The organism is Allobosea sp. 01N443, from assembly GCF_056399325.1.
Window position 1 is genome coordinate 21,576 of the sequence record NZ_JBFTRC010000069.1, and the last position, 24,215, is coordinate 45,790.

A 24,215-nucleotide genomic window follows, 5' to 3' on the forward strand; every position below is an offset into this window, starting at 1 on the left:
AGTCAGCCCTTGGGGCGAGGTCAAGCGCCGAAGGAGCCTTCGCCATGGCGGCCCGACCTCGGCCTTCCAGTCTCCGGGCTGGCGATGTCATCGGGCTTCATGGCACGATCCGAGCCTTGCCATTCAGACGTGGAGCGCCTGATGACCAATGCCAGCGCCGGGAACCCCGTTGCCGACGAGGCTCCGACTCATCCCGAGGAAATCAGATCCGAGTTCGACCTGCGTGTCGGCAAGCACATCACCCTGCAGGGACGGGCGCGGATCACTCCGGCTGGCTTGATCTGCTCCGGGCTCGCGGTCGCCATGGTGACGTTTGCTCTGGGCTACCTTGCCCGGTCGCTCCCAGCGCGGCGGCGGTGAGCCTTCGGACCGGCATGGTCCATCGCCCCTGCGCCCGTTCATCCGGGCTGTCCTGGTCAAAGCGGCCGACAGCCAACTCCGACCCATCGCGGACGCTCGCAGGCCTTGCCCTGATCGACTGGCCTGCCGCATCCGGCGAGCGCTATAAGGCGCGGCTCGAGAGGATGAGGACAGCGATGTTCACCGGCATTGTTCAAACCGTAGCGCGGGTTGCAGCCATTGAGGACGACAATGGCATCCGGACCTTCACGCTCGATTTCCCCGCAGGGTTTACCGAAGGGCTCGCCATCGGGGCCAGCGTCGCCGTGGATGGCGTCTGCCTGACGGCAACGACGATCATATCCACTGAGCGGGTGCTCTTCGACGTCATGCTCCAGAGCCTCGCGGTCACCACGCTGGGGGATTGTGGGCCGGGCAGCATGGTCAATGTCGAACGGGCGGCGAAGGATGGCGCAGAGATCGGTGGGCACCCTCTCTCGGGCCATATCGACTTCGCAGCGCGGATCGACCTCATCAAGGAATACGGAGGCAACAAGGCCATCCGGTTCTCCATCCCTCGGCCCTTCGAGCGGTACATCTTCCCGAAAGGCTACATCGCCATCAACGGATGCAGCCTGACGGTCTCGGAGTGCAACAAGGCCGAGGGCTGGTTCGAGATCTGGATTATCCCCGAGACGCGCCGGGTGACGAATCTCGACGCCAAGCGAGAGGGTGACGCGGTCAATGTCGAGATCGAACGGGGGACTCAGGTGGTTGTCGACACGGTGCGGGACACCGTCGCGGAAAGCCTCGGCGAGCTGCGCCCGTTGCTCGAAGCCCTGCTGAAGGAACGTGGCCTGGCTCTGGAGGACTTGGTGACGCCCTCGGCCCTGTTGCCTCCCCGTCACTGAGGGGGCGCGGCCTCCGCGCCTTGCGGAGCTCGTCCTGCCTGATCGCGAACCGCAATCGTCGGTCTTCACCTGAACCGGCCAGGGCCCCTGAAGGCGTTTGGGTGACTCAGACGCGGCCCCATGGTTCTGGTCCAGCTTGACCTCCGTTCTGGCCGATCGTGAGGATCAGACCAGGGGCGCACGGCATCCCGCACGGCGAGGAAGCGCAGCCCTTTGGACGGGCGCCTGACCTGCGGGACGACGATGGTCCTTCCGACCCGCGCGACCGGCATCCTCGCCCCCTAGCAATTTGCCCCCAATGCTCGCAGATTAGGTACTGGGTTGCAGCTGGGATCGAACCATGACTGCCCACAGCGCTCAGGTAACGAGACCGCCCGCTGCCCTGCCGGTCGCGGCCACGCTCGGCGCTCTCGGCGTCGTCTATGGCGATATCGGAACAAGTCCGCTCTATGCCTTGCGGGAAGCGGCGAGGGCGGCGACCCAGGGCGGCAGCCTCAGTCAGGATGCGGTGCTCGGCATCGTCTCGCTCATCCTGTGGGCGCTGATCCTGATCATCTCCATGAAATACGCGCTGCTGATCCTGCGTGCCGATAATCGCGGCGAGGGCGGCATCGTCGCCATGCTGGCCCTGCTCTCGGCCCGCAACGCCGAGCCGGGGAGCTGGCGCGCCTATCTCCTGATCGTCGGCCTGATCGGTGCGGCGCTGCTTTACGGCGACGGCGCCATCACCCCGGCCATCTCGGTGCTGAGCGCCGTCGAAGGCCTGAAGCTCGACGCGCCGGCGCTGCAGCATGTCGTGGTGCCATTGACCGTGGTCATCCTGATCGGCCTGTTTGCCGTCCAGAAGAAGGGCACAGGCTTCATCGGCGCGATCTTCGGTCCGGTCATGCTTGGCTGGTTTATCATCATCGCGCTGCTTGGCCTCCACGGCATCGCCCAGGCGCCCGGCGTGCTTGTGGCGCTGAGCCCGCTCTACGCCGTCAATTTCCTGATCCACCAGGACTTCCATGTCAGCTTCGCCATTCTCGGCGCGGCATTCCTGGCCGTCACCGGCGGCGAAGCCATGTATGCCGACATGGGACATTTCGGCCGCCTGCCGATCAGGCTCGCCTGGTTCGGCATTGCCCTGCCGGCGCTCGTGCTGAACTATTTCGGTCAGGCCGGACTCCTGATCACCGACAGCGCCGCGCTGGATAATCCATTCTACCAGCTGGCGCCGGACTGGGCGCATTACCCGCTGGTCGCCCTTGCCACAGTGGCGACCGTGATCGCCTCGCAAGCCATCATTTCCGGGGTGTTCTCGCTGACGCAGCAGGCGATCCAGCTCGGCTTCCTGCCCCGCATGCATATCGAGCACACGGCAAGCCACGAGATCGGCCAGATCTATGTGCCGCTGGTGAACTGGCTGCTGGCGGCGGCGACGCTCGGCGCGGTGATCGGCTTCGGCTCGTCCGATGCGCTGGCAGGCGCCTATGGCATCGCCGTCTCCCTGCTGATGGCCATCACCACCCTGTTGGCCGCGCTCGTTGCGCTGCACTGGGGCTACCCGCCGGTGATCGTGATTGCGGTCAACGGCTTCTTCCTCGTCATCGACTGCATCTTCTTCGCCGCGAACACGACCAAGCTGTTCGAAGGCGGCTGGTTCCCGCTCCTGCTTGCGGCCGCTGCCGCCTTCGTGATGCTGACCTGGCGCAGCGGCGTCAAACTGGTTGAGCGCGCCCGCCGCAATCTGCGCCAGCCGGAGGAGGAGCTGATCGAGAGCGCGGTCGCGACCTGCTGCTCGCGACTGCCCGGAACCGCCGTCTTCATGGCCTCGGCTCCCCATGGCGTGCCGCTCGCGCTGACGCAGTTCGTCAAGCACAACCGCGTCCTGCATGAGCGCATCCTGCTGGTCACGGTCGTCATCGCAGAGGTCCCCCGCGTCGAGGAGGATGGCCGCGTCGAGGTGATCGAACTCCATGAGAGCATCACCCGGATCATCCTGCATTTCGGCTTCATGCAGTATCCGAGCATCGCCGACGGACTTCGGATGGCCTGCGAACAGGGCAGGCTGCCCGGAGTGGACCCCACCCAGATCACCTATTTCATCAGCCGGGAGACGATCATCCCGACCAAGCAGATCGCCGGCATGGCGGTCTGGCGGGAAACGCTGTTCGCCTTCCTCCAGCGCAATGCCGAGCGCTCGGCTGCGTTTTTCGGCGTGCCGACCAAGCAGGTGGTCGAGCTCGGAACCGAGATCGAGATCTGACGGGCATGGGCAAGCGACTGCCCATGCCCGTCAGCAGCGGACGAGCTGCGGCTTTGCACTGACCGCGTCCTGCTCGCCCTCGCTGACGGTGCGCCAGAATTGCTCAACGACCGGACGGGAATTCGACAGGGATCGGTAGAGCCGGATATCGACCGTCAGGTCCCAGCTGGCATCGGCGGCGCGCACGAGTTGCCCGCTGGCAAGATCGAGCCGCACGATGCTCTCCGGTATCCAGGCCAGCCCCCAACCGGCCAGAGCCATCGCCTTCAGGCCCTCGGACATCGTGTTCTCGTGGATCGTGATGCGTTCGAGCGCTCGTCTCGCGAAGAGATCCGCCAGCACGTGATGGAAGAACGATCCGGCGCCATAGGCGAGGTGCCGCGCCGGGGTCGCTCCCGGCTCGATCCGGTGAAGCGGGCGACCGCTGGCATCAGGGGCTGAAACGGGGACGACGCGCTCGTCGCCCAATCGCATATGGATGATGTCGGTGTCGCCGATGAAGACCGGCACCGCGCTATGCGAGTAGATCAACAGAAAATCGCTTACAGGTCCTGCAACAGCTCCTGCGCGGTCCCGCGGAAATTCTCGCCGGCCGAGGTCAGCCGGACCGGATAGGAGGCCCGATCGACGAGGGGCAAGCCGACCCAATCCTCGAGTTGCCTGATGCGGCGGCTGAAGGCGGACTGGGTGACATGGCGTTCGGCAGCGGAACGGGAGAAGCTTGCCGTGCTCGCAAGGCTGAGGAAATCCTCCAACCATTTGACCTCCATGGCGTCCTCCCTAACGCGACAGGGTCGCAGCGCCCGGCCGCGTCCAGGGCGATGCCGCGTCGACATCCACCTCCGTCCGCCCCACGGCCGGGCTAGTCCGCATCGAGGCCGACCAGCGCACGATCATAGCCGGCACTGGCTGCGATGAGCCTCTGCGTGTAGCCGCTATGGGCGCGCGCCGACATCAGGTCGGCGACGCCGAGCTCCTCGATCAGCTTGCCCTGGTTCATCACGGCGAGCCGGTTGCACAGATTGGCGACGACGGGCAGGTCGTGGCTGACGAGGACGCAGGTGAGGCCCTGTTCGACCTGGATGTCGCGGAGCAGGTTGAGAACCTCGGCCTGGACGGAGACGTCGAGAGCCGAGGTCGGTTCGTCGAGAAACAGGATGCGGGGCTCGAGGATGAGAGCCCGCGCGATCGCCACGCGCTGGCGCTGGCCGCCGGAGAGCTGGTGCGGGTAGCGGTAGCGGTAGCTCTCGCCAAGACCGACCTGGGCAAGCACGCGGGAGACGCGCGGGCCGATGCCGGCGATGCCGTGCACCACCAGCGGCTCCGAGAGAATGGTGTTGACGGTGTGCCGTGGGTGCAGGGAGCCATAGGGATCCTGGAACACCATCTGGGCCATCCGGTAGAACGCGAGATCGCGCACCGGTCCCACGGTCTTGCCGGCGATCCTGATGGTCCCCGACCATTGCCGGTTGAGGCCGGCAAGGCACCGCAGGATCGTCGTCTTGCCGCAGCCGGACTCGCCCACGAGCCCGTAGACGGTCGCTTCGGGAATCGAGAAGGAGACGTCGTCGACGGCGACGGACTGGTTTTCACCCGCGCCGAAGGCGACGCGCAAATGGCTGACTTCGATCATGCTTCCGCCGGAATGGGTTCGTTGCGCCAGGACGGGTCGCGCTCCAGCACCCGCAGGCGCTTATGGCCGTCCTCGAGCCGGGGCAGTGAGGCCAGCAGCCCGCGCGTATAGGGATGTTTCGCCTGGTGAAGGTCCGCGGCGGGGCATCGCTCCACGATGCGCCCGGCATACATGATCAAGACCTCGTCGCAGAAGGTCGAGACCAGGTTGAGGTCATGGCTGATGAACATCAGGCCGATGCCGCGGGTGGTGACGAGCTCGTCGAGAATGGCCAGGACCTGGAGCCGGACGGTGACGTCGAGCGCCGAGGTCGGCTCATCCGCGATGATCAGCTCGGGCTCGGGAATGAGCATCATGGCGATCATGATGCGCTGCCCCATCCCGCCCGAGACCTCGTGCGGGTAGAGCGCGAAGACGCGCTTGGGATCGCGGATGCGGACCGCCGCCAGCATCTCCAGGGCCCGCTCGTTCGCTTCGGCGCGGGAGGCGCGATGATGCACGCGAAAGGCTTCGGCGATCTGATGCCCCACCCGCATGACTGGGTTGAGCGAGTATTTCGGGTCCTGCAGGATCATCGAGACGCGCTTGCCGCGAATCCCGAGCATCTCGTTTTCGCTCAGGCCTGCGAGCTCGGTCTCGCCCAGTTTCATCGACTTGACGGTGGAGGTCGCTCCCGACGGCAACAGGTTGAGGATCGCCCGCCCGGTCATCGACTTGCCGGAGCCGGACTCGCCGACGATGCCGACCTTGTTCCGGCCGACCTCGAAGCTGATGCCGCGCACGGCTTCCACCAGGCCGCGCGGGCCGGGAAAGCCGACGCGCAGGTCCTCGACCGTGAGGATGGGGCTCTTTTGGGTCCCGGACATCGTCCTCTCCCTCACGAGCGCGGGTTCAGCATGTCGCGCAACCCGTCTCCGAWCAGGTTGAAGGCGAGGCTGACGGTCAGGATGGCCAGGCCGGGCATGGCGGCGAGATACCAGTGCTCAAGCAGGTATTGTCTCGCCGTCGAGAGCATGGCGCCCCATTCCGGCGTCGGAGGCTGGGCGCCCAGGCCGAGGAAGCCGAGGCCGGCCGCGGTCAACGCGACGCTGGCCATGCTCAGCGTCACCCGCACGACGACCGAGGGCAGGCACATCGGCATGACGTGCTTGAAGATGATCCGCGGTGTCGAGGCCCCCATGACGCGGACGGCATCGACATAGTCGCTGGAGCGGATCGTCAGGGTTTCCGCCCTGGCGAGACGGGCGATCCCCGGCCAGGAGGACAGCGCGATGGCGATGATCGCATTGTCCAGGCTCGGGCCCAGGGCGGAGACGAAGGCCAACGCCAGGATCAGGCTCGGGAAGGACAGGAAGATGTCGGTGATCCGCATCAGCAGCGCTTCGACCCAGCCTCCGAGATAACCGGCCGTCGCGCCGATGCACAGGCCGATCGGCCCGACGATCACCGCAACGAGGCCGACGATGTAGAGCGTGGTCCGGGCGCCATAGACGATGCGGCTGAAGACATCCCGGCCGAGCTCGTCCGTTCCGAGCCAATGCGCGGCGCTCGGGCGCTGAAGCCGTTCGGCCAGGACCTGGTCGAAGGGCGAGTGGGTGGCGATCCACGGCGCCATCAGCGCGACCAGCCCGATCACCAGCAGGACGACCACGCCGATGACGGCGAGGGGGTTCGCGGCCAGGCGCAGCCAGGCGAGGTAGAAGCTCTGCATCCAGGCCTGGAAGCCCGATTGCGGTGCCTCGGCGAGAAGCCAGGATCGCAACGAAGCGTTGCGCTCGAAGGAATGAGCCGTCATCGGGTGCGCGGATCCAGGAAGCGGTAAAGGAGATCGGTGATCAGGTTCAGGCAGATGAAGACCAGACCCACGATCAATGTGCAGGCGAGAACGGCGTTCATGTCGCCGATCATCAGGGCGGTCGTCAGGTACTGACCGAAGCCGGGCCAGGCGAAGACCGTTTCGGTGAGCACCGCTCCTTCGAGCAGCCCGCCATAGGAAATCGCAATGACCGTGGCGAGCTGGACCAGCACGTTGCGGAAGGCATGACCCCAGACCACGCGCCGCCGCGAGAGCCCTTTGACCCGCGCCGTGGTGATGTATTCCTGGCTCAGCTGATCGAGCATGAAGCTCCGGGTCATGCGGCTGATATAGGCCATCGAGGAATAGCCGAGCAGGAGAGCCGGCAGGATGATGTGCCGCGCGGCGCTGACGAACACGTCCCAGTCGCCCGCCAGTGCTGAATCGACGAGCAGCAGCCCCGTCCGCTTCGGCACGGCGTCGAGATAGAAGATATCCACCCGGCCGGAGCCGCCGACCCAGCCGAGCCAGGCATAGAAGACGATCAGCCCCATCAGGCCGAGCCAGAAGATCGGGACGGAATGGCCGATCAGCGACAGGAGCCGCACGGCGTGGTCGATCGGTTTTCCCCGATAGACCGCAGCGGCGACGCCGAAGGGGATGCCGAGCCCGCTGCCGATCACGATGGCGACGGTGGCAAGCTCGACCGTCGCGGGAATGACATGTCTGAGATCGTCGGCGACGGGATTGCCGGTGAAGATCGCCCGCCCGAAATTGCCGCTCAGCATGTCGCGCAGGAACATGACGAACTGGATGTAGAGCGGCTGGTCGAGCCCGAGCTTGATGCGAACGTTCTCGTAGACGCTGGCATCGGCCTTCTCGCCGACAACCGCGGCGATCGGGTCGAAGGGCAGCACGCGCCCGATGAAGAAGGTCAGGGCCAGCAGGCCAAGCAGGGTGAGCGCGACGGAGAGCCCGCCGCGCAGGGCCGGCGCTGCCCAGCGCGGCAGGCGCAGGCGGGCGTTTCGGCGCGGCGCGAGATCGGTCAGGGAGCTCACGCCTCACTCCTTCTCGATCGTGTCGTAAAAGAACTCCGAGCCGTTATATTCGAAGCGCTTGACCCGCTTGTGCAGGGCCATCGCGCCCAGCCGCTGGAAGATGCCGATGATCGGCGCCTCGCGCATGTGGCGGCGCTGCAGCTCGGCATAGAGCGCGGTGCGCTTGGCGGGGTCGCGCTCCACCTGCGCGGCCTCGACCTGCTGCTTGAACCAGGCGTCGGGCGCCCATGCGGCACGCCAGGCCAGGAAATTCGTCGCCTTCGCGGCATCGCTGTTGTCGGGGTTATACGCCATCCGCAGCGCCATATCGTTGGCATCGGGATAATCGTAATCATAGACMKCCATCAGCATCTGGAAGTCGCGGCTGCGCATCAAGGTGTAGAGCTGCGCCGTCGCCATGGTGCGAATATCCAGCGTCACGCCGACCTTCGCGGCATTCTGCTGGAAGTTCTGCGCAAGATCCGGAAACGGGTAGTTCGTCATCGTCAGGACGGTCTTCTTGAAGCCGTCGCCATAGCCTGCCTCGGTGAGGAGGGCCTTTGCCTTGGCGATGTCCAGCCGATAGGGGTCCTCGCCCTTCGGCAGCGCCCCGAACACGCCGGCCGGCACGAAGCTCTGGCGGATTTCGGCGCGCCCCTTCTGCACGGTCTCCTTCAGCCCCTGATAATCGATCAGGTAGCGAAAGGCCTCGATGACCTTCGGGTTGCTGAGGATCGGGTCCTTCTGGTTCAGCGCGAGATAGACGCTGTCGAGGCGCGGCTGAAACTGAAAGCGCAATTCCGGATTGGCCACCATGGCCGCCAGCGACGAGGCTTCGACCGATTTGGCGTAGTCGATGTCATTCTTCTCGAGCAGGAGCCTCTGCGCGCCCGGTTCTGGTCCGGCGAGGTGAGCCCCCAGTCGCGCATCAGGCTCGCGCTGACCAGGTTGAGCTTGATCGACCGGCGCATGGCCCAGGCGATGCCCGACGAGGTGACCGGATTGCCAGACGGGAAAACCATGCCGCGCCGCAGCGCGAACGTCCAGGTCTTCCCGTCCGGGGAGCTCGACCATGTCTCGGCGATGCCGGCGACGACTTTCGAAGGATCCTTGTGATCCAGCGAGAGCAGCGGCGTGCACATCTGCCGCAACAATTCGTTGGGAAACGACTCGTTGGCTGCAGCCGGATCGAACGTGATGAAGGTGGTGAGGTCGCTCGCCATGACGAATACGTCCTTGGGCGTCGCGGCCTGTCCCGGAGCCACGGCAAGGCCGAGCAGGAACGAGCCCGCGAGAGCGGCTCGGGTCAATCTGCGTAACATAGCGAACGCTCCCCATGCGGATCGACATCAGCGGAAGGGCCGCCTCGATCACGATATTCTTGAGGGCAGGATGTTTGAAAAGACGAGCGGTATCAAGATAACAGTTATGAGTTAATTGCATAGACTCAATACATTTTCGAATACATTGCAATAAGTATTCGATACGCCCCGCATATTTGCGATCTCGCTTGACTCTCATACTGCAAGATACTTCAGTTTGGAAAATTATCTAGGGATGGAACGCGAATATGTCTCTGTTTGCATCGAGCGTCGCCTCTGTCGGGGATTGGATGCTGCCGTTGAAATGTGCCGTTGCGGCGTCGACCCTGGCGCTGGGGCTTGCCCCTCCGGCTCAGGCGCAGCCGTCAAACCCCTGGGAGGCGGTCGAGCATCCCCGGCCGGGCCGGTTGCCCGTCGATCGGGAGCGCCCCGGCGAGCAGGCCTGGTTCGTCCCGGTGGGCCGGGATGCGCAGGGGGCCGAGATCCTGCTGCCGGCGCGCGTGTTCAGTCCGGTCGGGCCCGGCCCGTTCCCGCTCGCGGTCGTCAGCCACGGCTCGCCCGCGAATGCGGCTGCGCGCAAGACCATGGCGCCGCCCGAATACCGGGCAGGGGCGGAGTGGCTGGTCTCGCGTGGCTTCATGGTCGTGTTGCCGCTGCGTCGCGGATATGGCCCGCGCGGAGGCGAATGGGCCGAGGCCTACGGACCGTGCAGCCAGCCGGACTACGTTCGCGGCGGGCTGGCGACTGCGGATGATATCCAGAATGTCGCGCGCTATTTCGCGACCCTTCCCACGATCCGGGCCGACCGTATCCTGCTCGTGGGCCAATCGGCCGGGGGCTGGGGCTCGCTGGCCGCAGCGAGCCGCGGCCCCGAGAGCGTGCGCGCCGTCATCAATTTCGCCGGTGGCCGCGGTGGCTATGCCGGCGGCCGGCCGAACAACAATTGCGCGYCGGACAGCCTTGTCGACGCGGCGGCGACCTTCGGCCGTTCATCGAAGATCCCGACCCTGTGGATCTATGCCCGGAACGACCGCTTCTTCGACAGCGCCCTGACCGCCCGCATGGCAGGGGCCTATCGCTCCGCCGGCGGCGATGCCGAATATCATCTCCTGGACGCATTCGGCGAAGACGGGCACAGGCTGTTCCCGACGCCGGAGGGCCGCGCACTCTGGCAGCCCTATGCCGACCGGTTCCTCGATCGCATCTGGGGGGCGAGCGCAAGGCCTTGATGCGACGCTTGGGGCGCCGGCCGCAACGGGTATCTGGCCCGTCCAGGAGGCTGGAATGGGCAGCCACGTCCCGGCTGGACACATGAAGGTGGCCACACGCCTCATGGCTGGACAGAGGGGGCCGCACCAAGGCTTCCACGTCCGGGGTCTCGCGTCTGGCACACAGGCTTCGCGCAGTTTTCGCCTCTCGCGACTTCCCCTTTCCAACTGTCGGGAAGTCTCGCTGCCACAAGGCGAAGCAAGCAGGGCCTAGTCGCTATTGCCCATGTTTGGCAAAGGCCGTCCAAGCAAAACTGGGGCGAAAGGGGAGACCTCTGCCTTCCCTTTCGCACGCTTGTGGGCGGCGTTGGATCGGCCGCCCATCGTTCAATCGTCGCTGATGACAGCGATGACATCGATCTCCACGAGGCAATCTCTCGCGAGCATGCCGGTCTGCACCCGCGTGCGAACCGGAAAGTTGCGCTTGAAGAACCGGGAGTAGATCTCGTTGAAATTGTTGCCGGTGCGATAGTCCGCGTCGCCGTTCCGGGCATCGGCCACAAAGACGACGACCTTGACGACGTCGTCGATCGTGGCGCCGGCCGCTGCCAGAGCCCTCTCCATGTTCTGGAGCGCAAGTTCGGCCTGTTTCTCAAAGCCTTCGGCCCAAACGCCATGGTCGTCCCAGCCGACCTGGCCCGCCAGGAAGACCAGTGTCCCCTTCGCCTTCACGACATCGGAGAAGCAGGGCCATTTTTCGGGATGGCCGGGCAGGGTAATCGACTCGCGCATGTTCGGTATCCTCTGTTCATAGGTTCGCGGAATGCCCATTTGCGGGCAACTAAGGTGCTACGCGTAATGCTTTACGATTGGATTCAAGAAAGCCCCGGGCAAGAGCTCGCTCCGCTATCTCTGCAGTTTTTGCATTGGCCAGGTATCGGACAGCCGATAGCCGGCCGGGAATGGGTCCGTGGGGTCGAGCATGTGCTGATGGATGCCGGTGATCCAGGCACGGCCCGAAATCACCGGGACAATCGCTCGCTTGCCGCCCAGGCCCGCTTCCGATTCCAGCAGGCAATCGAACTCGGTATCGACAATCGACCGCCCGACAAACCGTTCGCCAACAGCCAATTCGCCGCGTGCGTTAAGGACCGCCATCCGCGCCGAACACCCCGTTCCGCACGGCGATCGATCAATCTTGCCCGGCTGGATCGCCACGGCGCTTGTGCCGTGCATGACGCCGTCCCTTCGTGTCACCGGCTCGGTCATCTGGCAAAAGGAGATATGGTCCCAGCCGTTGGTCGGATGAGAGAAACCCAGCTGTTCGTTGGCTGCATTCGTGACGCGTACGCCAATCTCGGCAATGTCACGGGCTTGGTCCGGCCGGATTGCGAGCCCGAGCGACGGCGCATCGATGATGACGAAGCTGTCGCCGCCCCAGGCAATGTCGACCGCCATCGTGCCGATGCCAGGGATCTCGAGTTGCGCATCGAGCTTGTCCACGAAGGAGGGATGGTTCCGGACCCGGATGCGCTCGGCCTTGCCGTCCCTGCATTCGGCCTCGACTTCGATCAGCCCTCCCGGAGGTTCAAGGATGAGGCGTGTGATTGGTTCCTGCATCGGGACGATGCCGCTGTTGAGCAGGACGGTCGAAACGCAGATCGAGTTTGAGCCGGACATCGGTGGGGTATCGCCGGGTTCCATGATGATCCAGCCGGTATGGGCTCTGGGGTCCTTGGGGGGCACCAGGAGATTGACATGGCGGAATACGCCGCCTCGAGGCTCGTTGAGCACAAAGTTCCRCAATCCCTGATCGCGGGCGATGAACTGCGCCTGCTCCCAGATCGTCTCGCCCGGCGGCGGCAGAACGCCGCCCACGATGACGTCGCCGACCTCGCCCTCGGCATGACAACTGACAACATGAATAACGCGGTTGCTTTGCATGGGATTCCTCGGAAGATCACAGGGTTTCTCACCRGGTCGCCCCGATGGGGCCGCGCGACCCATTAGGAGGCGGTGTTCAGGCGCATCTGCTGCTCGGGAGCCTTCAAGGTACGGTAGACAAGGCGGGCCGCGACAAGATCGGCCAATGACGATCCGACGGCCTTGAACACGGTCGTCTGCTCGGCGGATTGGCGCCCGAAAGCGGAGCCCCTGCACAGTTCCGTCAGTGTTGCCCGCACGTCGGAAGCGGTGATGACCCCCGCATCAATCGGCTGAATGAGATCGCCGGACTCGTGCAGCGCGTCGCTTGTATCGACATAGATCATCGCAGCCGCCATCAGGCGATCGTCCGCTTCACGCATTGTCGGCGTGAAGCTGCCGATCAGATCCACATGCGTACCCGGGCGAACCCAATCACCGCGAAGGAGAGGGTGCGTCGACAACGTCGCTGCCGAAATAATGTCGGCCTCGCCGACCGCATGCTCGAGATTGTCGACGACGGTTGCTTGAAAACCATTGGCGGTGAGGTTGGCTGCCAGACGGCGCGCGCCGACGCCATCGATGTCCCAGACCGCGACCTTGTCGATCGGTCGAACGGCTCGCATCGCTTCGGGGACGAGGCTGGCAACCCGACCGGAGCCGAGCAGCAGGAGGCTTCGTGCGTTCTCACGCGACAGGAACCGGGCGCCCAGCGCCGCTGTCGCGACGGTTCGGCGGGCTGTAATGGTGTTCCCGTCAATGATCGCCAGTTGCTGGCCCGTCGAGCCATCATAGAGCACATAGGTCGAGGCGAGTCCCGGCAGTCCCTTCGCGGCGTTGCCGGGGTATACGGTCACGATCTTGACGCCGAGAAGGCTGTCTGCGTCGCCATCATGGCTCCACGCCGGCATCAGGAGCAGCGTGGCTTGCGGCTGCCCGGCCCGATCGATCGCGTGGTGATGGCGCAGCGGCGCCTGACATCCCGCCGCAAAACCGGTTGCCAATGCATCTATGAGAGGACGGTAGGCGAGAGCCGAAGCGGTCTCGGGGGCTCCGATTATCGTAGGTGAGGACATTGTGATCTCCCTTGCTCGCGGCAATGCACGGCCGTCGCCCGACTGCATGAGTCCAATCAGGCCGGTTTTGCTGTGATGTCTTTGTCGGCTATCGCTTGATTGCGTTCAGAAACGCCTTGGTTCTGTCGTTTCTTGGAGCGTTGAAGATCTCGCCCGGAGAGCCGTCTTCGACGATCTTTCCTCGTTCCATGAAGATCACGCGATCAGCAATGTCACGGGCGAAGCCCATTTCATGCGTCACAACCAACATCGCCATCTTGGTCTCGTGGGCGAGATTATGGACAACCTCGAGGACCTCACCGATGACCTCGGGATCAAGCGCAGACGTGATCTCGTCGAACAACATGATCTGGGGCTTCATGGCCAAGGCCCGCGCGATCGCGACGCGCTGCTGCTGGCCACCTGACAGTTGCGATGGATAGGAGGCGCCTTTTTCGGCCAGGCCGACCCGTTTCAAGAGACTCTCGGCAAGGTCTCGGGCCTCCTGGCGTTGCATTCCGAGCACCTGCACCGGCGCTTCCATGACGTTTTCGAGCGCGGTCATGTGCGGGAACAGGTTGAACTGCTGGAACACCATGYCGATCTTGCCGCGGATCGCTCTGAATTCCCGATCCGGTCGAGCTTTCGCAGATCCTTCGCCGCCGGCCGAAAGGATGTCTCCAAACACCTTGATCTCACCCTCGTTGGGTCGCTCCAAGGTCATCAGAAGACGCAGGATCGTGGTTTTCCCGGAGCCGCTCGGGCCGATCAGCGAGACGCGCTCTGACGGCCTGATCTGCAGGTTCAGATCGTCGATGATCGTGAATGCACCGAACGACTTCGAGACATTCACGAATTCAGCCGCCAGCGGCGTTTGGGAGGCAGTTGCGCTCTGATGGTCCATTCTCAGCACTCGATAAGGAGCAGGAAGCATACAAACGACCTTTGCACTCAGGCCCGGCCGTAAGTCGTTCTCTGCTCCAGGTAACGGACAAGACGTGAAAATGCGAAGCCGATCACGAAGTATATGATGCCGACAAGCGTGAAGGCTTCGAAGTATCGGAACGTTTCACCGGCAAAGTTCAATGCCGCTCCGAGAAGCTCGACCACTGTGATCGTGGCGAGAAGGGACGCATGCTTATACATTGAGATGAGGTAGTTGCCGATTTGCGGCAGGACGATGCGAAAAGCCTGCGGTAGGATTATTCTCGTCCAGGTTTTTACACGCGAGAATTGAAGGGCGATGCAGGCTTCCCACTGCCCGCGGGGGACAGCATCGATGCCAGCCCTGAAGACCTCGGAGATGTAGCTGCTGTAATGCAACCCCAGGCCCAGGATGCCCGTAAACAAGGGGCTGAACGACGGCCCGTAAAGTGGAAGCACATAGAAAAGCAGATACAGCTGAATCAGGAGAGGCGTGCTGCGGACGACGGTGACGAAGCTGTCGATGATCAGGACGGCGACAGGATTGCCGCCACGGCGGGCGACGGCGATCAAGAGCCCGACGGCCAATGCGACAGCCATGCCAGCGGCCGTAGCGTAAAGAGTGACGACAGTCCCTCTGAGCAGTGCCGGGAGGAGTTCCGCCGTGATTTGAGGGCTGAAATTCATGTCGTCGGCACCTTTGGCTTCCACTGACCTCCGGAGTGCCGCTCAAGAGCCTTGTTGAGAGCAACTAGAGGCAAGGCCAGAAGCAGGTAGATCACGAAGATCGACATGTAGATGAGGGTGGGGTGCCCGTAATACTGGACAAGTTGAGCCCCGGAAAACGTCAGCTCCGTGATTGTTATGAGCGAAACCAGCGAGGTGGCCTTCAACAATTCCAGTGCGTAATTCCCAAAGGCAGGAAGCATGACCGGAATGGCCTGGGGGATGATGATCCGCCGGTAGCTCAGGCTGGTGGGCATATTCAGGGCGATGGTGGCGTCGTGCTGTCCGCGGTCAATCGAAAGAATGGCTGAGCGCACAACCTCGGAAATATAAGCCCCGAAATTCAGTGCCAGCACGAGGCATCCTGTCGTGAATGCCTCGAGCCGAATCCCAATGAGAGGGAGCACGAAGAAGAAGTAGAAGATTTGGACCAGCGAGGACGTGTTGCGAAATACCTCGATGTAGATCGCCAGCGGAATGGACAGCCACCGGGTCCGGGCCAGGCGAGCGAGCCCAACCGCGAAGCCCACCAGGAGCGCGCAGGTCCCAGATACCAACGTGAGCAACACGGTTGTGTATGCTCCCCGCAGCAACACCGGACTGATTTCAAGCAGGAGGTTCACGATTCATCCTGGAGCATGCGACGGTCAGTTCTTTGCGGCGCAGAGATCTGCCGTCTTGATCGTGTCAGGTGCGATATCTGCCGCCGTGAAGCCGAACGGCTCCAGCAGTCGCACAATTTCACCCGACTGCTTGGCTCCTTTGAGCCAGGCATTCCAGGCGGCGAGAAGCTCCGGATCCGATTTGCGGAAACCAACTGCCCCATATCCGATGACCGGATTGCCATCCTTGTCGAGGGGCGGCTTCGACATTGCGACATAGGCGAGTTCAGGATGCTTGTCGCCCGCCAGCAAGCCGCGGATGGTGATCGAGGTCTGCATCATGGCGTCGACCCGGCCCGCCTTGATGCCAGACGCCGCGGTGGGCAGATCTGGGAAGATGACGACCTGAGCATCAGGGATGCCGTTGATCCTGGCGTACTCCCGCTCGGTGCCACCGGCGACAACAGCAAGACGGGTGGCGGCATTGCTCTTCACATCATCCAAGCTTGTCAGTTTGGACGGATTGCCGGCCTTTGTAACGAAACCCTGCGTGCTGACCCATTCCGGCTCGCCGAAAGCGATCTGCTGGCAGCGACCGGGCCGGATTTGCATGCCGGCGCCGATGAAATCCAGTCGCTTGGCATCTAGTGCGGGGATGATCGAGACGAACTGCGTGACTACGCCGTCCATCTTGTCTACGCCGATCGACTTGAGAAACGCTCGGACGAGCGTCGGCTCGACCCCTGAAAGCTCTCCCTTGTCGTCGACATAGCCCCACGGGGTGAAATTCGAGAAGCCGACCCGCGCATAGCCTTCGCTCTTGATCGAAGACAGGCTGTCGGCATGGGCAATCGTCGGGAACGACAGCGCAGCGCTGACGATCAGGGCGCTTGCGAGCGCATTCGCGACACGGGCCGTCCGGGACGTGATCTTCATGGTATTCCCCCTTGTCTTGGCGAGCGGTTATTTGCGTTCCGCGCAGGCGTATTCGGCAGTGGTGCCTTCCTTCGGCAACGTCTCCGGCCCGAAGCCGAACGGCTCGATGATCGACGTGACGCGGCCGCTCTTCAGGCCCTTGGCGAGCCAGGTATTCCAGGCCTCACGGAGTGAAATGTCGTCCTTGCGAAAGGCCATGCCGCCGTATCCGATCGATTCATTGCCGGATTCGTCGCGGGGTTGCTCGGACAGGGCGGCGAAATCCAGGCGCGGATCATTCGCCCGCGAAAGCGCTCCGCGGATCGTAACGGTCGACGCCACCACGGCATCAACCCGGCCGGCCTGAAGACCCGCGATTGCCGCTGAAAGATCGGGGAAGAGGAGGCGGCGTTCCTGGGGGATGCCGGCCAGCTCCGAAAAGCGGATCTCGCCGGCGCCCGTCAACAAGCCGATCTTCGCGTCGGCGTGCCTTGCCAGGCTGACGAAGCTCGTCACGCCCTTGGGGTTGCCCTTCTTGACCGCGAAGGCCCGGTTGATCTGATATTCGGGGTCGCCAAAGGACACGATCTTGCAGCGCTCGGGCTGGATCAGCATGCCCGTTGCGACGATATCGAAGCGTTTGGCTACAAGCCCTCCGATCAGCGAACCGAAATCCGTCACGACGGGCTCAAGGGAGGACACGCCCATATCCGCGAAGAAGGCGCGGATGAGTTCGGGAGCCTGCCCGGTGACCCGTCCATCGGGCATCACGTAGCCGTAGGGATTGATATTGGCGAAGCCAATCCGGACTTTGCCCTGAGACTTGATGCGCGCCAGGCTGTCGTCCTGCGGCTGAGACAGCGCTGCTGACGCTCCCACCACCGCCCAGCTCGCCAGCGCGCCGCAAAGGAGCAGGCGCCGCGAGAGATGATCCGAGTTTTTCAATCCCATTGCCGTTGCCCCTCTGATGGATCGCGTTCAAGCGTCGTCGATCACCGCGATGACGTCGATTTCGACCAGGCAATCGCGCGCAAGCATCGCCGCCTGGACACGGGTCCGTACCGGCCGGTCGGTCTTGAAATAACGCGCGTAGACCTCGTTGAATTCGTCGCCGTACCGAACGTCGACGAGATAGGCGTTGACTTTGACGACATCGTCGATCGTCGCGCCTGCCGCATGCAGAGCGGTCTTCATATTCTCGAGGGAAAGTTCCAGCTGGCTCGCGAAATCAGGCGCCCACGTGCCTTTCTCGTCCCAGCCGACCTGCCCGGCGAGGAACACGAGCGTCCCCTTCGCCTTCACGATATCGGAATAATACTTGGCGTGCTGCCCTGGCAGGGTGATTGCTTCACGCATGTGCCTAAGCCTTTGTAAGGAGAGCAAGAGAGCGTCAGACATCACGTCCGATGCAGCTGAGGTGTAACATATTACCTGTAGCCGTCAACATTTTTCTCGACCCGCCGGAGCTCCGTCTCTACAAGCGTCGTGCCGTCACAAGGGCGACTGTCGATGTCCCAGCTACGTCTAAGCCAATTCTCAATTCCGCAGACGGTCAGCCTGCGTGAACGCGTCCGGCAGCTTTTGCTGGCCCAGATCATGTCGGGCGAGTTCGTTCCCGAAGAGATCTATTCGGTCGCACAACTGGCGGCAGGTATCGATGTATCTCCGACGCCCATTCGCGAAGCGGTCCTGGATCTGGCGAGCAAGGATCTCCTCGTCATCCACAAGAACCGCGGATTCTCCGTTCCTGCGACCACACCGGAAGAGCTCGAGGAGCTCCACAAGATCCGGCTCCTGCTCGAGGTTCCCTCCACGGTCGAGGCCGGACTGAAGATGGGGGAGGAGCACGCGCAAGAAACCCGGGCGATCGCCGAGGCCACTGTTCAGGCCGCGCAGTCGAACGACCTGGTCAGCTATGTCGAAGGCGACCGCCGCTTCCACCAGGCCTTCCTGGCCCCGTTGGCCATGCCGCATCTCACCGAGCTCATCATGAACTATCGCGATCGCGCTCGGCTGAGGGGATTGCGGGCCAGATTGGGAAGTCGCGAGATCGTGGCGGCATCGAAGGAACATATCGCGCTCGTCGATGCTGCCCTGGTGAGGGATGAGGCGCTGCTCCACAAGATCATCACCAACCACGTCGAATCCACGAAGACTCGTTGGTCCGAGGCCGGCTGAGGCTCCTCCTATCCCCGACCCACGAATGGCATTTTGGTCGCCATGACCGTCATCGACAGGATATTGGCCTCAAGCGGCAGGTTCGCCATGTGGAGCACTGACTGGGCAACGTGCTCGACATCCATGACAGGCTCGGCCTGGGCGTAGGTGCCTGCTGCCTTGGAGCGCTCGATCATATCACGCGCGATCTCGGTCAACGCGTTGCCGACGTCGATCTGACCGCAGGCGATGTTGTACGGGCGGCCGTCCAGCGCGGTCGTCTTGGTCAAGCCGCTTATCGCGTGTTTTGTGGCGCTGTAGGGAGCCGAGGCTGGCCGCGGAACATGCGCGGACAGCGAGCCGTTGTTGATGATCCGGCCACCCTGAGGCGTCTGGCTCTTCATCAGCCTGAACGCTTCCTGGGTGCAGAGGAACGGGCCGGTGAGATTGGTCGAGACCGTCGTCATCCAATCCTCGTAGGCGATATCCTYGATCGATCCTCCGCGGGTGACGCCAGCATTGTTGAAGAGCACATCAAGCCGGCCAAAGCGCTGTTTGCATTGAGCGAACAGATCCCTCACGGCCTCAGGCCGCGTGACGTCGCACGAGACGCACAAGGCGTTCCCGGGCGACCCGCCGAGATCGGCCGTTTCCTGCAAGGCATCGAGCCTGCGGCCAGTCAGCACCACGTGATAGCCGCTCTTGAGAAACGCTACCGCCGTGGCGCGGCCGATGCCGGATCCGGCGCCCGTAACGAGCGCTACCTTCTGAAGAGATGGCATATCCGCCTCCTTGGCCGATATCGATGTCAGGCGTCGACAGCGCCGGATGTGGTCAAATCGTAGATCGTCAGCGCGATCACTTCGATCGCGGCCATCAGCTCGTCATCCGAGACCGTGGGATCGCCCGCCTCGATCACGACCTTGCCGTGGTCGACGGCGCCGGGGGTGTATGCGACGGCCGCGCTGCCCCAGCCCGCCGTGAAATAGTGAAGTCCAAGATAATGCGACCAGACGATCGAACGGGCCTCACGTCCGGTGACGGCCTTCAGGTTGTCGCTCAGCGCCTTGTGCAAGGGATGCTCAGGCGGCGTGTACGAACTCGAAACAGTGTGGGGGAAGGAGACCTCCATTCGCATTCCGGTCTCGCGCGAAGCGTCAGCGACGAGTTCCCTCAGCKCCGCCATCGCATCGTCCAGCTTCTCCTCGGGATTCATGCGCCGATCGACATAGAGTGCGCATTCGTCCGGGATGAACGTCACGTCCAGGTTGGCCGCGATGCGGCACATGACGATCGTCGGCGTGTTGGCATGCGCCGGAACGATCTCCAGGGGCGTCTTGATCGCCGTAAATTCCTGAGCGAGTTTCCGAACTCTGTCCTGTACCGCCATCATGCCTTCGATGGCATTCACGCCTTCCGTTGGCCGCGAACCATGCGTTGCCTTGCCGAAAGCGGTGATCTTCGCCCAGAAGTGGCCTTTATAGCCGGCCGTGACGATATCCGGGCCGCCCAGGCTGCTGGCCAGAACGACCGGGCTGCGACCCATGCCCTGCTGCACCAGATAGCCCGCGCCGGTCTCCCCGCCGATATAAGCGTCGGGCGTGGCAGAGAGGAAAGCCGATTTGTCGAGCTTCACACCGCTCTTGGCGACGGCCTTGAGCGCCAGAATTTGGGCGATCGAGCCGGCGCGTTCCTTTCGCGGTCCCCAGTAAAGATCGTAGTTGTTGTTCAGATGGATGCCGATCTCGTCGCTTCGACCCGGCAGCATCGCCGTGACAAGCACGCGCGGAGCAGCGCGGTACACCGGCAGATACTCGCGTGAAAGCGACAGATCGCTTCCCCAATGGTCATCGAGATAGCTTTGTGGAATGTCGATCTCTTCGGTGGGAGCAAAGGTGGCGAGCTGCTTCTTCAGATAGGCAACTGTTTCGGGGTAGCCGGTCCCCGTCGTCGCATCGGCCGGAATGGCCGTCATGTCTTTCAGCATCACGAGCGCTTCTGCGCGCAACGCTTTGGCCGCCTCGGCGACCTTAAGTCTATTCTGCTCAGACAAGCTGCTCTCCATGGCCGAGATTGCAAGCCTCCAACGGGCTTTGATCTTAGTAATATGTTACCGGTTACATACTGTAAGTCAACAGCGATCGACGCTCTGTTCCGCGGGAATGCTGGCTGTTCCGGCCCAGAGGCCGCGGGTATGCCGAAGGTGCCGCCCCATGAGCTCCCGGGCTGCCGGGACATCGCCAGCCTCGATGAGATCGATCAGCGCGCGGTGCTCCTTCGCCGAGGACAGCAGTTCGTGCGAGCCTCGCAAGCGCGTCAGGCCGTGGAGGCGTGTCTGATCTCTCAGGGTCGCAACCATCTCCACCAACCGGGAATTGCCCGTCTCTGAGAGCAAGAGCACGTGAAATTGCCGGTCAGCGGTGAGAAACGAGAGAAGGTCGCCCTCGGCTGCCGCTTTCTCGGTCTGCGACGCCAAGTCGACGAGGAGGGCACGTCCGGCGAGCCTGGATTTCTGCGTGAGGCTCACGATTGCCGGCACTTCGAGATAATGCCGACATTCGGCCAGTTCATCGAGGTCGTGGTCATCGATCTCGCGAACCGAAAAGCCTCGATTCCGGACCATGACGATCAGGCGCTCGCCGGCGAGATGGAGCAGGGCTTCCCGCACTGGAGTCGGCGACACCTTGAGCTGTTCGGCAATCTCTCCGATCGAATAGAGGCGGCCGGGCGCAAGCGCGCCAATCAGGATCTGGGTGCGAAGAATCTGGATCGCCTGCTGTCGAAGGCTGACCCCAGACAGGCCTTCGGCAGCGGCATAGGTGAGCGTCATCGAAATCAACCTCACGGGAAGACGAGCCCAGGTATCCCCGTGGCCTCAGGTTTGATGTGCGCCTGCCATTCCCGCGAAATGGCAGGCCCGACCCTATCGGTTCTGGCAGAGCGACTGCGCGGTCACGCTGACCGGGGCGATGTCATTCTCGCCAAGGCCGAATGGCGCCATGATCCTCAGCGCCTCTCCTGATTGCCGGGCCGCGCGCAGCCAGGCGTTCCATGCGCCCAGAAGCTCGGTATCGCCTTGCCGGAAGCCCATGCCTGCATAGGCGGTCACCGACTGGCCCTTTTCATCCACGGGTTGCTGGGAGAGTTCGGCAAACTCGACCTCCGGGCTGTTGATCTTCGACAGAATGTATTTCAGTGCAACGCTGGCACCGGCCGCCGCCTCGACGCGGCCTGCTTGCAGCCCTGCAACCGACTTGTCGAAGTCAGGGAACAGAATCTGCTGATCCCTGGTCACCCCAGCAATGTCAGCGAAACGGATTTGCCCGGCGCCGGTCAGCATTCCCAGCCGGGCGTTCCTGTTGTCAGCCACATCCTTGAAGCTCTTCAGCGCAAGTGGGTTGCCCTTCTTGACGACAAATCCTTGAAGCAACTGCATCTCCGGGTCACCGAAGGCGATCTGCTCGCAGCGCCGCGGCTGGATTTGCATCGCGACCGCGATCATGTCGAACCGCTGCGCCTGCAGGCCTCCGATCAGTGAGCCGAATTCGCCGACCACTCCTTCGACCTTTTCGACGCCGAGGCTCTTGAAGAACGCCTTCGCCAATTCGGGGGAGGAGCCAGTGATCTCACCCCCAGGCCCAACGAAAGACGTCGGAGCGAAATTTGAGAAGCCGACCCTGACCGATTTCTGGCTCTTGATCCGCTCAAGGGTGTTCTGGGCATAAGACGGGCTAATCAGGCCGGCGACGGCGATTCCGCTAAGGAACGCGAGGCCGAGTACACGGGAAAGCGGTCGCAAAAATCGGATCTGCATGTGCGAAATCTCCTGACGGCAGAAATCTTCAAGCTGTGCGAGGCGCCATGCCTTAACGGGATCTCCCGTCGCAGTGGCACTAAGACGTAAGGCGTAACATATTACTGCTACGCCCAATTGATTGCAGGGTCAACGCAGTGCGCTTCGGTGGTCGCCGCCACCGGCCATGGCGGGGCTGTTTGCCGGGAGTTGGGGCGGTGAATATCACCCGCGCCATGACCGCAGCTCTCAGTGAGGTGCCAAACCTGCGGCGCACTGCCGGTCAGCATCGGGTGAAATCGGCCTTCTTCGGGCTATTGCCGTCCGTGGGCGGAACTGGAAGGCGCTCGAGGACAGGTCCGCCGCTTTAGCTGGGGCGCGGACTCTCGGCTCAATGACGGACGGGGGCGGCCTGCGCCGTGCCAGCTGGAGGGAAGGCGTGCCTCGGATTTCGCCATCCCGATCATCAAGCCGGACCCACCGGCCCTTGTGACAAGCCGATAGGCCGAGTATCGACGACCGAGCGAGGGCGATCTCGGCTCTCTGCACCACAAAGTTGCATGGAAGCCGCACCTGGCAGCTTTCGGATTCCCGGCGCGCCGGAGGACTCCATCTCGGACCGATGATTTGGTATCGCTGTGGGTGAAGAGCTTTGGCGCACCGAGGTCGACTTTGCCTAAGTAAACACCGGTCTCAATCCAGTTTCACCCGTACTGTCGGATAGCAACGCGCTGTCCGCGTATGATCATGTTCATCGGGTGGCGGCAAGAGACCGGTTTGGCATTGTTATTTTGTGCCATGAGCAGCGCCGCTGTCTCAGCTCTTCAGCCGCCCGAAACATCGCCACACCGTGCCCGCAAGGGTCGTCTCATGCACCCTCTTGGTGGACTTCCGAACGGAAGACCAAGACGTCATGTGCAATGCATTTCGGGTTCGATGGACCATCATCCCCCAGACTGCTCCCCAGCCTTGGATTGCCTGCAGCGGATGCGGGGGCTTGAGAGCCTTCCAATCCAGCGRCAAGATCCGGCTCAACGCCAACGGTCGCAAGCTTGATGCGTGGCTGATCTACAAATGCCTGAGCTGCGATAAGACATGGAACCGACCGATCTTCGAGCGGCAGAATGTCCGCGACATCGATCCTGCCGTGCTGGAAGCGCTACACGCGAACGATCCGCAATGGATCCGGAGAGAGACCTTCAATCTCGAAGCATTGAGGCGCAAGGCGCAGCGCGTCGAAGAATTCCCCGAGTTTGATATCCAAAAGGAGGTCCTGCGCGACACCCTGAATTGGACGACATTGGAAATCGACCTGAAGGTTACGCTTCCGACCAGCACGCGCCTTGACCGGCTGCTGGCGTCCGAGCTGCGGGTCTCGCGTGCACGGCTCCAAACGCTTCACGAGGGCGGCGCGCTTCGGACGAGTCCGGACCGCACCGACATCCTGAAGCGGCGTATCAGAACGGGTACGCAGGTGACGATCGACCTCTCCACCGAGGCTGACCGGGAACACGCATGGAGACCCCTGGCGCAGGGCGGTCCGCTGTAACGACGTCACGTGGGCCTGAAATCTCAGGCCCACGTGACGTCATGGTTCATTCGCAACGGGCGTCCTGGCCTCCTGGAT

At 63.1% G+C, this 24,215-nt stretch carries 24 protein-coding genes and 2 pseudogenes; 6 read left to right on the forward strand and 20 right to left on the reverse strand.

All coding sequences use genetic code 11. From position 1 onward, the window contains the following. The first annotated feature begins 141 nt into the window (after positions 1 to 141). The 3 genes from AC1DRP_RS18000 (at position 142) to AC1DRP_RS18010 (ending at position 3,498) form a co-directional block, all read left to right on the forward strand. Positions 142 to 360 (forward strand): hypothetical protein, encoded by a 219-nt coding sequence (locus AC1DRP_RS18000; protein ID WP_476769159.1) that lies wholly within the window; start codon positions 142 to 144, stop codon positions 358 to 360. 176 nt (positions 361 to 536) lie between these two features. Beyond that, a complete protein-coding gene (locus tag AC1DRP_RS18005) occupies positions 537 to 1,250 on the forward strand; it encodes a riboflavin synthase subunit alpha (RefSeq protein WP_476769160.1) in 714 nt (237 codons plus the stop codon). 340 nt (positions 1,251 to 1,590) lie between these two features. Continuing rightward, the gene (locus AC1DRP_RS18010) at positions 1,591 to 3,498 is read left to right on the forward strand and encodes a potassium transporter Kup (protein ID WP_441491184.1); all 1,908 of its coding nucleotides are present in this window, start codon (positions 1,591 to 1,593) and stop codon (positions 3,496 to 3,498) included. 30 nt (positions 3,499 to 3,528) lie between these two features. On the opposite strand, the pseudogene AC1DRP_RS18015 reads toward AC1DRP_RS18010, so the two are convergent. The 7 genes and pseudogenes from AC1DRP_RS18015 to AC1DRP_RS18045 all read right to left on the reverse strand — a co-directional run. Next, positions 3,529 to 4,268, reverse strand: a pseudogene (locus AC1DRP_RS18015) (LysR family transcriptional regulator). Between the two features lie 92 nt (positions 4,269 to 4,360). Next, on the reverse strand, positions 4,361 to 5,131 hold the full coding sequence (locus AC1DRP_RS18020) for an ABC transporter ATP-binding protein (protein ID WP_441491186.1): 771 nt from the start codon (positions 5,129 to 5,131) through the stop codon (positions 4,361 to 4,363). After that, positions 5,128 to 5,997: an ABC transporter ATP-binding protein gene (locus AC1DRP_RS18025; protein WP_441506749.1), complete on the reverse strand. Its 870-nt coding sequence runs from the start codon at positions 5,995 to 5,997 to the stop codon at positions 5,128 to 5,130. The genes AC1DRP_RS18020 and AC1DRP_RS18025 overlap by 4 nt, the downstream gene beginning before the upstream one ends. Before the next feature lie 11 nt (positions 5,998 to 6,008). After that, entirely contained in the window at positions 6,009 to 6,926 is a 918-nt protein-coding gene (gene nikC / locus AC1DRP_RS18030; RefSeq protein WP_476769161.1) for a nickel transporter permease, read from the reverse strand. Beyond that, entirely contained in the window at positions 6,923 to 7,942 is a 1,020-nt protein-coding gene (locus AC1DRP_RS18035) for an ABC transporter permease (protein WP_441491365.1), read from the reverse strand. The genes nikC and AC1DRP_RS18035 overlap by 4 nt, the downstream gene beginning before the upstream one ends. Positions 7,943 to 7,987: 45 nt before the next feature. Continuing rightward, positions 7,988 to 9,037 carry an ABC transporter substrate-binding protein gene (locus tag AC1DRP_RS18040; RefSeq protein ID WP_476769162.1) on the reverse strand — a complete coding sequence of 350 codons (1,050 nt, stop codon included), beginning with the start codon at positions 9,035 to 9,037 and terminating at the stop codon, positions 7,988 to 7,990. After that, positions 8,959 to 9,285 (reverse strand): annotated as a pseudogene (locus AC1DRP_RS18045) (ABC transporter substrate-binding protein); the annotation flags it as partial. The pseudogene AC1DRP_RS18045 and the gene AC1DRP_RS18040, both read right to left, overlap by 79 nt. A gap of 248 nt (positions 9,286 to 9,533) precedes the next feature. On the opposite strand from AC1DRP_RS18045, the gene AC1DRP_RS18050 reads away from it, so the two are divergent. Beyond that, complete coding sequence (locus AC1DRP_RS18050) at positions 9,534 to 10,514, forward strand: alpha/beta hydrolase family protein (protein WP_476769163.1); 981 nt, start codon at positions 9,534 to 9,536, stop codon at positions 10,512 to 10,514. A gap of 366 nt (positions 10,515 to 10,880) precedes the next feature. Here AC1DRP_RS18050 and AC1DRP_RS18055 read toward each other — a convergent pair whose 3' ends face one another. The 9 genes from AC1DRP_RS18055 to AC1DRP_RS18095 form a co-directional block, all read right to left on the reverse strand. After that, positions 10,881 to 11,285, reverse strand: a complete 405-nt coding sequence (locus AC1DRP_RS18055; protein ID WP_441506753.1) for a RidA family protein — start codon at positions 11,283 to 11,285, stop codon at positions 10,881 to 10,883. Positions 11,286 to 11,399: 114 nt separating this feature from the next. After that, a complete protein-coding gene (locus AC1DRP_RS18060; protein WP_476769164.1) occupies positions 11,400 to 12,437 on the reverse strand; it encodes a trans-3-hydroxy-L-proline dehydratase in 1,038 nt (345 codons plus the stop codon). 62 nt (positions 12,438 to 12,499) lie between these two features. Further along, a complete protein-coding gene (lhpI, locus tag AC1DRP_RS18065) occupies positions 12,500 to 13,498 on the reverse strand; it encodes a bifunctional Delta(1)-pyrroline-2-carboxylate/Delta(1)-piperideine-2-carboxylate reductase (RefSeq protein WP_441506803.1) in 999 nt (332 codons plus the stop codon). A gap of 82 nt (positions 13,499 to 13,580) precedes the next feature. Then, positions 13,581 to 14,405 (reverse strand): ectoine/hydroxyectoine ABC transporter ATP-binding protein EhuA, encoded by an 825-nt coding sequence (gene ehuA, locus AC1DRP_RS18070; RefSeq protein ID WP_476769165.1) that lies wholly within the window; start codon positions 14,403 to 14,405, stop codon positions 13,581 to 13,583. Between the two features lie 17 nt (positions 14,406 to 14,422). Then, complete coding sequence (gene ehuD, locus AC1DRP_RS18075) at positions 14,423 to 15,106, reverse strand: ectoine/hydroxyectoine ABC transporter permease subunit EhuD (protein WP_476769166.1); 684 nt, start codon at positions 15,104 to 15,106, stop codon at positions 14,423 to 14,425. Continuing rightward, the gene (locus tag AC1DRP_RS18080; protein WP_162768001.1) at positions 15,079 to 15,744 is read right to left on the reverse strand and encodes an amino acid ABC transporter permease; all 666 of its coding nucleotides are present in this window, start codon (positions 15,742 to 15,744) and stop codon (positions 15,079 to 15,081) included. The genes ehuD and AC1DRP_RS18080 overlap by 28 nt, the downstream gene beginning before the upstream one ends. A gap of 24 nt (positions 15,745 to 15,768) precedes the next feature. After that, entirely contained in the window at positions 15,769 to 16,659 is an 891-nt protein-coding gene (gene ehuB / locus AC1DRP_RS18085; protein WP_441491196.1) for an ectoine/hydroxyectoine ABC transporter substrate-binding protein EhuB, read from the reverse strand. A 27-nt stretch (positions 16,660 to 16,686) separates the two neighbouring features. Continuing rightward, a complete protein-coding gene (gene ehuB, locus AC1DRP_RS18090; RefSeq protein WP_476769167.1) occupies positions 16,687 to 17,589 on the reverse strand; it encodes an ectoine/hydroxyectoine ABC transporter substrate-binding protein EhuB in 903 nt (300 codons plus the stop codon). 27 nt (positions 17,590 to 17,616) lie between these two features. After that, complete coding sequence (locus AC1DRP_RS18095) at positions 17,617 to 17,994, reverse strand: RidA family protein (RefSeq protein WP_476769168.1); 378 nt, start codon at positions 17,992 to 17,994, stop codon at positions 17,617 to 17,619. Between the two features lie 153 nt (positions 17,995 to 18,147). Between AC1DRP_RS18095 and AC1DRP_RS18100 the strand changes: the two genes are divergently transcribed. After that, complete coding sequence (locus tag AC1DRP_RS18100) at positions 18,148 to 18,816, forward strand: GntR family transcriptional regulator (RefSeq protein ID WP_441506758.1); 669 nt, start codon at positions 18,148 to 18,150, stop codon at positions 18,814 to 18,816. Between the two features lie 8 nt (positions 18,817 to 18,824). On the opposite strand, the gene AC1DRP_RS18105 is transcribed toward AC1DRP_RS18100, so the two are convergent. The 4 genes from AC1DRP_RS18105 to ehuB (AC1DRP_RS18120) all read right to left on the reverse strand — a co-directional run bounded on the left by AC1DRP_RS18105 (position 18,825) and on the right by ehuB (AC1DRP_RS18120) (position 22,609). Then, positions 18,825 to 19,577, reverse strand: a complete 753-nt coding sequence (locus AC1DRP_RS18105) for an SDR family oxidoreductase (protein WP_476769169.1) — start codon at positions 19,575 to 19,577, stop codon at positions 18,825 to 18,827. Between the two features lie 26 nt (positions 19,578 to 19,603). Then, positions 19,604 to 20,860, reverse strand: a complete 1,257-nt coding sequence (locus AC1DRP_RS18110; RefSeq protein ID WP_476769170.1) for a peptidase dimerization domain-containing protein — start codon at positions 20,858 to 20,860, stop codon at positions 19,604 to 19,606. Positions 20,861 to 20,926: 66 nt separating this feature from the next. Further along, positions 20,927 to 21,625 carry a GntR family transcriptional regulator gene (locus AC1DRP_RS18115; protein WP_441506761.1) on the reverse strand — a complete coding sequence of 233 codons (699 nt, stop codon included), beginning with the start codon at positions 21,623 to 21,625 and terminating at the stop codon, positions 20,927 to 20,929. 93 nt (positions 21,626 to 21,718) lie between these two features. Continuing rightward, positions 21,719 to 22,609, reverse strand: a complete 891-nt coding sequence (ehuB, locus tag AC1DRP_RS18120) for an ectoine/hydroxyectoine ABC transporter substrate-binding protein EhuB (protein WP_441506762.1) — start codon at positions 22,607 to 22,609, stop codon at positions 21,719 to 21,721. Between the two features lie 892 nt (positions 22,610 to 23,501). On the opposite strand from ehuB (AC1DRP_RS18120), the gene AC1DRP_RS18125 reads away from it, so the two are divergent. After that, entirely contained in the window at positions 23,502 to 24,137 is a 636-nt protein-coding gene (locus AC1DRP_RS18125) for a DUF1062 domain-containing protein (protein WP_476769171.1), read from the forward strand. Positions 24,138 to 24,215 lie beyond the last annotated feature (78 nt).

What these genes read in the sequence shown, in the direction of transcription:
- AC1DRP_RS18000 (WP_476769159.1), top strand. Translation starts at nt 142, where the DNA reads ATGACCAATGCCAGCGCCGGGAACCCCGTTGCCGACGAGGCTCCGACT.
- AC1DRP_RS18005 (WP_476769160.1), top strand. Translation starts at nt 537, where the DNA reads ATGTTCACCGGCATTGTTCAAACCGTAGCGCGGGTTGCAGCCATTGAG.
- AC1DRP_RS18010 (WP_441491184.1), top strand. Translation starts at nt 1,591, where the DNA reads ATGACTGCCCACAGCGCTCAGGTAACGAGACCGCCCGCTGCCCTGCCG.
- AC1DRP_RS18020 (WP_441491186.1), bottom strand. Translation starts at nt 5,131, where the DNA reads ATGATCGAAGTCAGCCATTTGCGCGTCGCCTTCGGCGCGGGTGAAAAC.
- AC1DRP_RS18025 (WP_441506749.1), bottom strand. Translation starts at nt 5,997, where the DNA reads ATGTCCGGGACCCAAAAGAGCCCCATCCTCACGGTCGAGGACCTGCGC.
- AC1DRP_RS18055 (WP_441506753.1), bottom strand. Translation starts at nt 11,285, where the DNA reads ATGCGCGAGTCGATTACCCTGCCCGGCCATCCCGAAAAATGGCCCTGC.
- ehuB (WP_441491196.1), bottom strand. Translation starts at nt 16,659, where the DNA reads ATGAAGATCACGTCCCGGACGGCCCGTGTCGCGAATGCGCTCGCAAGC.
- ehuB (WP_476769167.1), bottom strand. Translation starts at nt 17,589, where the DNA reads ATGGGATTGAAAAACTCGGATCATCTCTCGCGGCGCCTGCTCCTTTGC.
- AC1DRP_RS18095 (WP_476769168.1), bottom strand. Translation starts at nt 17,994, where the DNA reads ATGCGTGAAGCAATCACCCTGCCAGGGCAGCACGCCAAGTATTATTCC.
- AC1DRP_RS18100 (WP_441506758.1), top strand. Translation starts at nt 18,148, where the DNA reads ATGTCCCAGCTACGTCTAAGCCAATTCTCAATTCCGCAGACGGTCAGC.
- AC1DRP_RS18115 (WP_441506761.1), bottom strand. Translation starts at nt 21,625, where the DNA reads ATGACGCTCACCTATGCCGCTGCCGAAGGCCTGTCTGGGGTCAGCCTT.
- ehuB (WP_441506762.1), bottom strand. Translation starts at nt 22,609, where the DNA reads ATGCAGATCCGATTTTTGCGACCGCTTTCCCGTGTACTCGGCCTCGCG.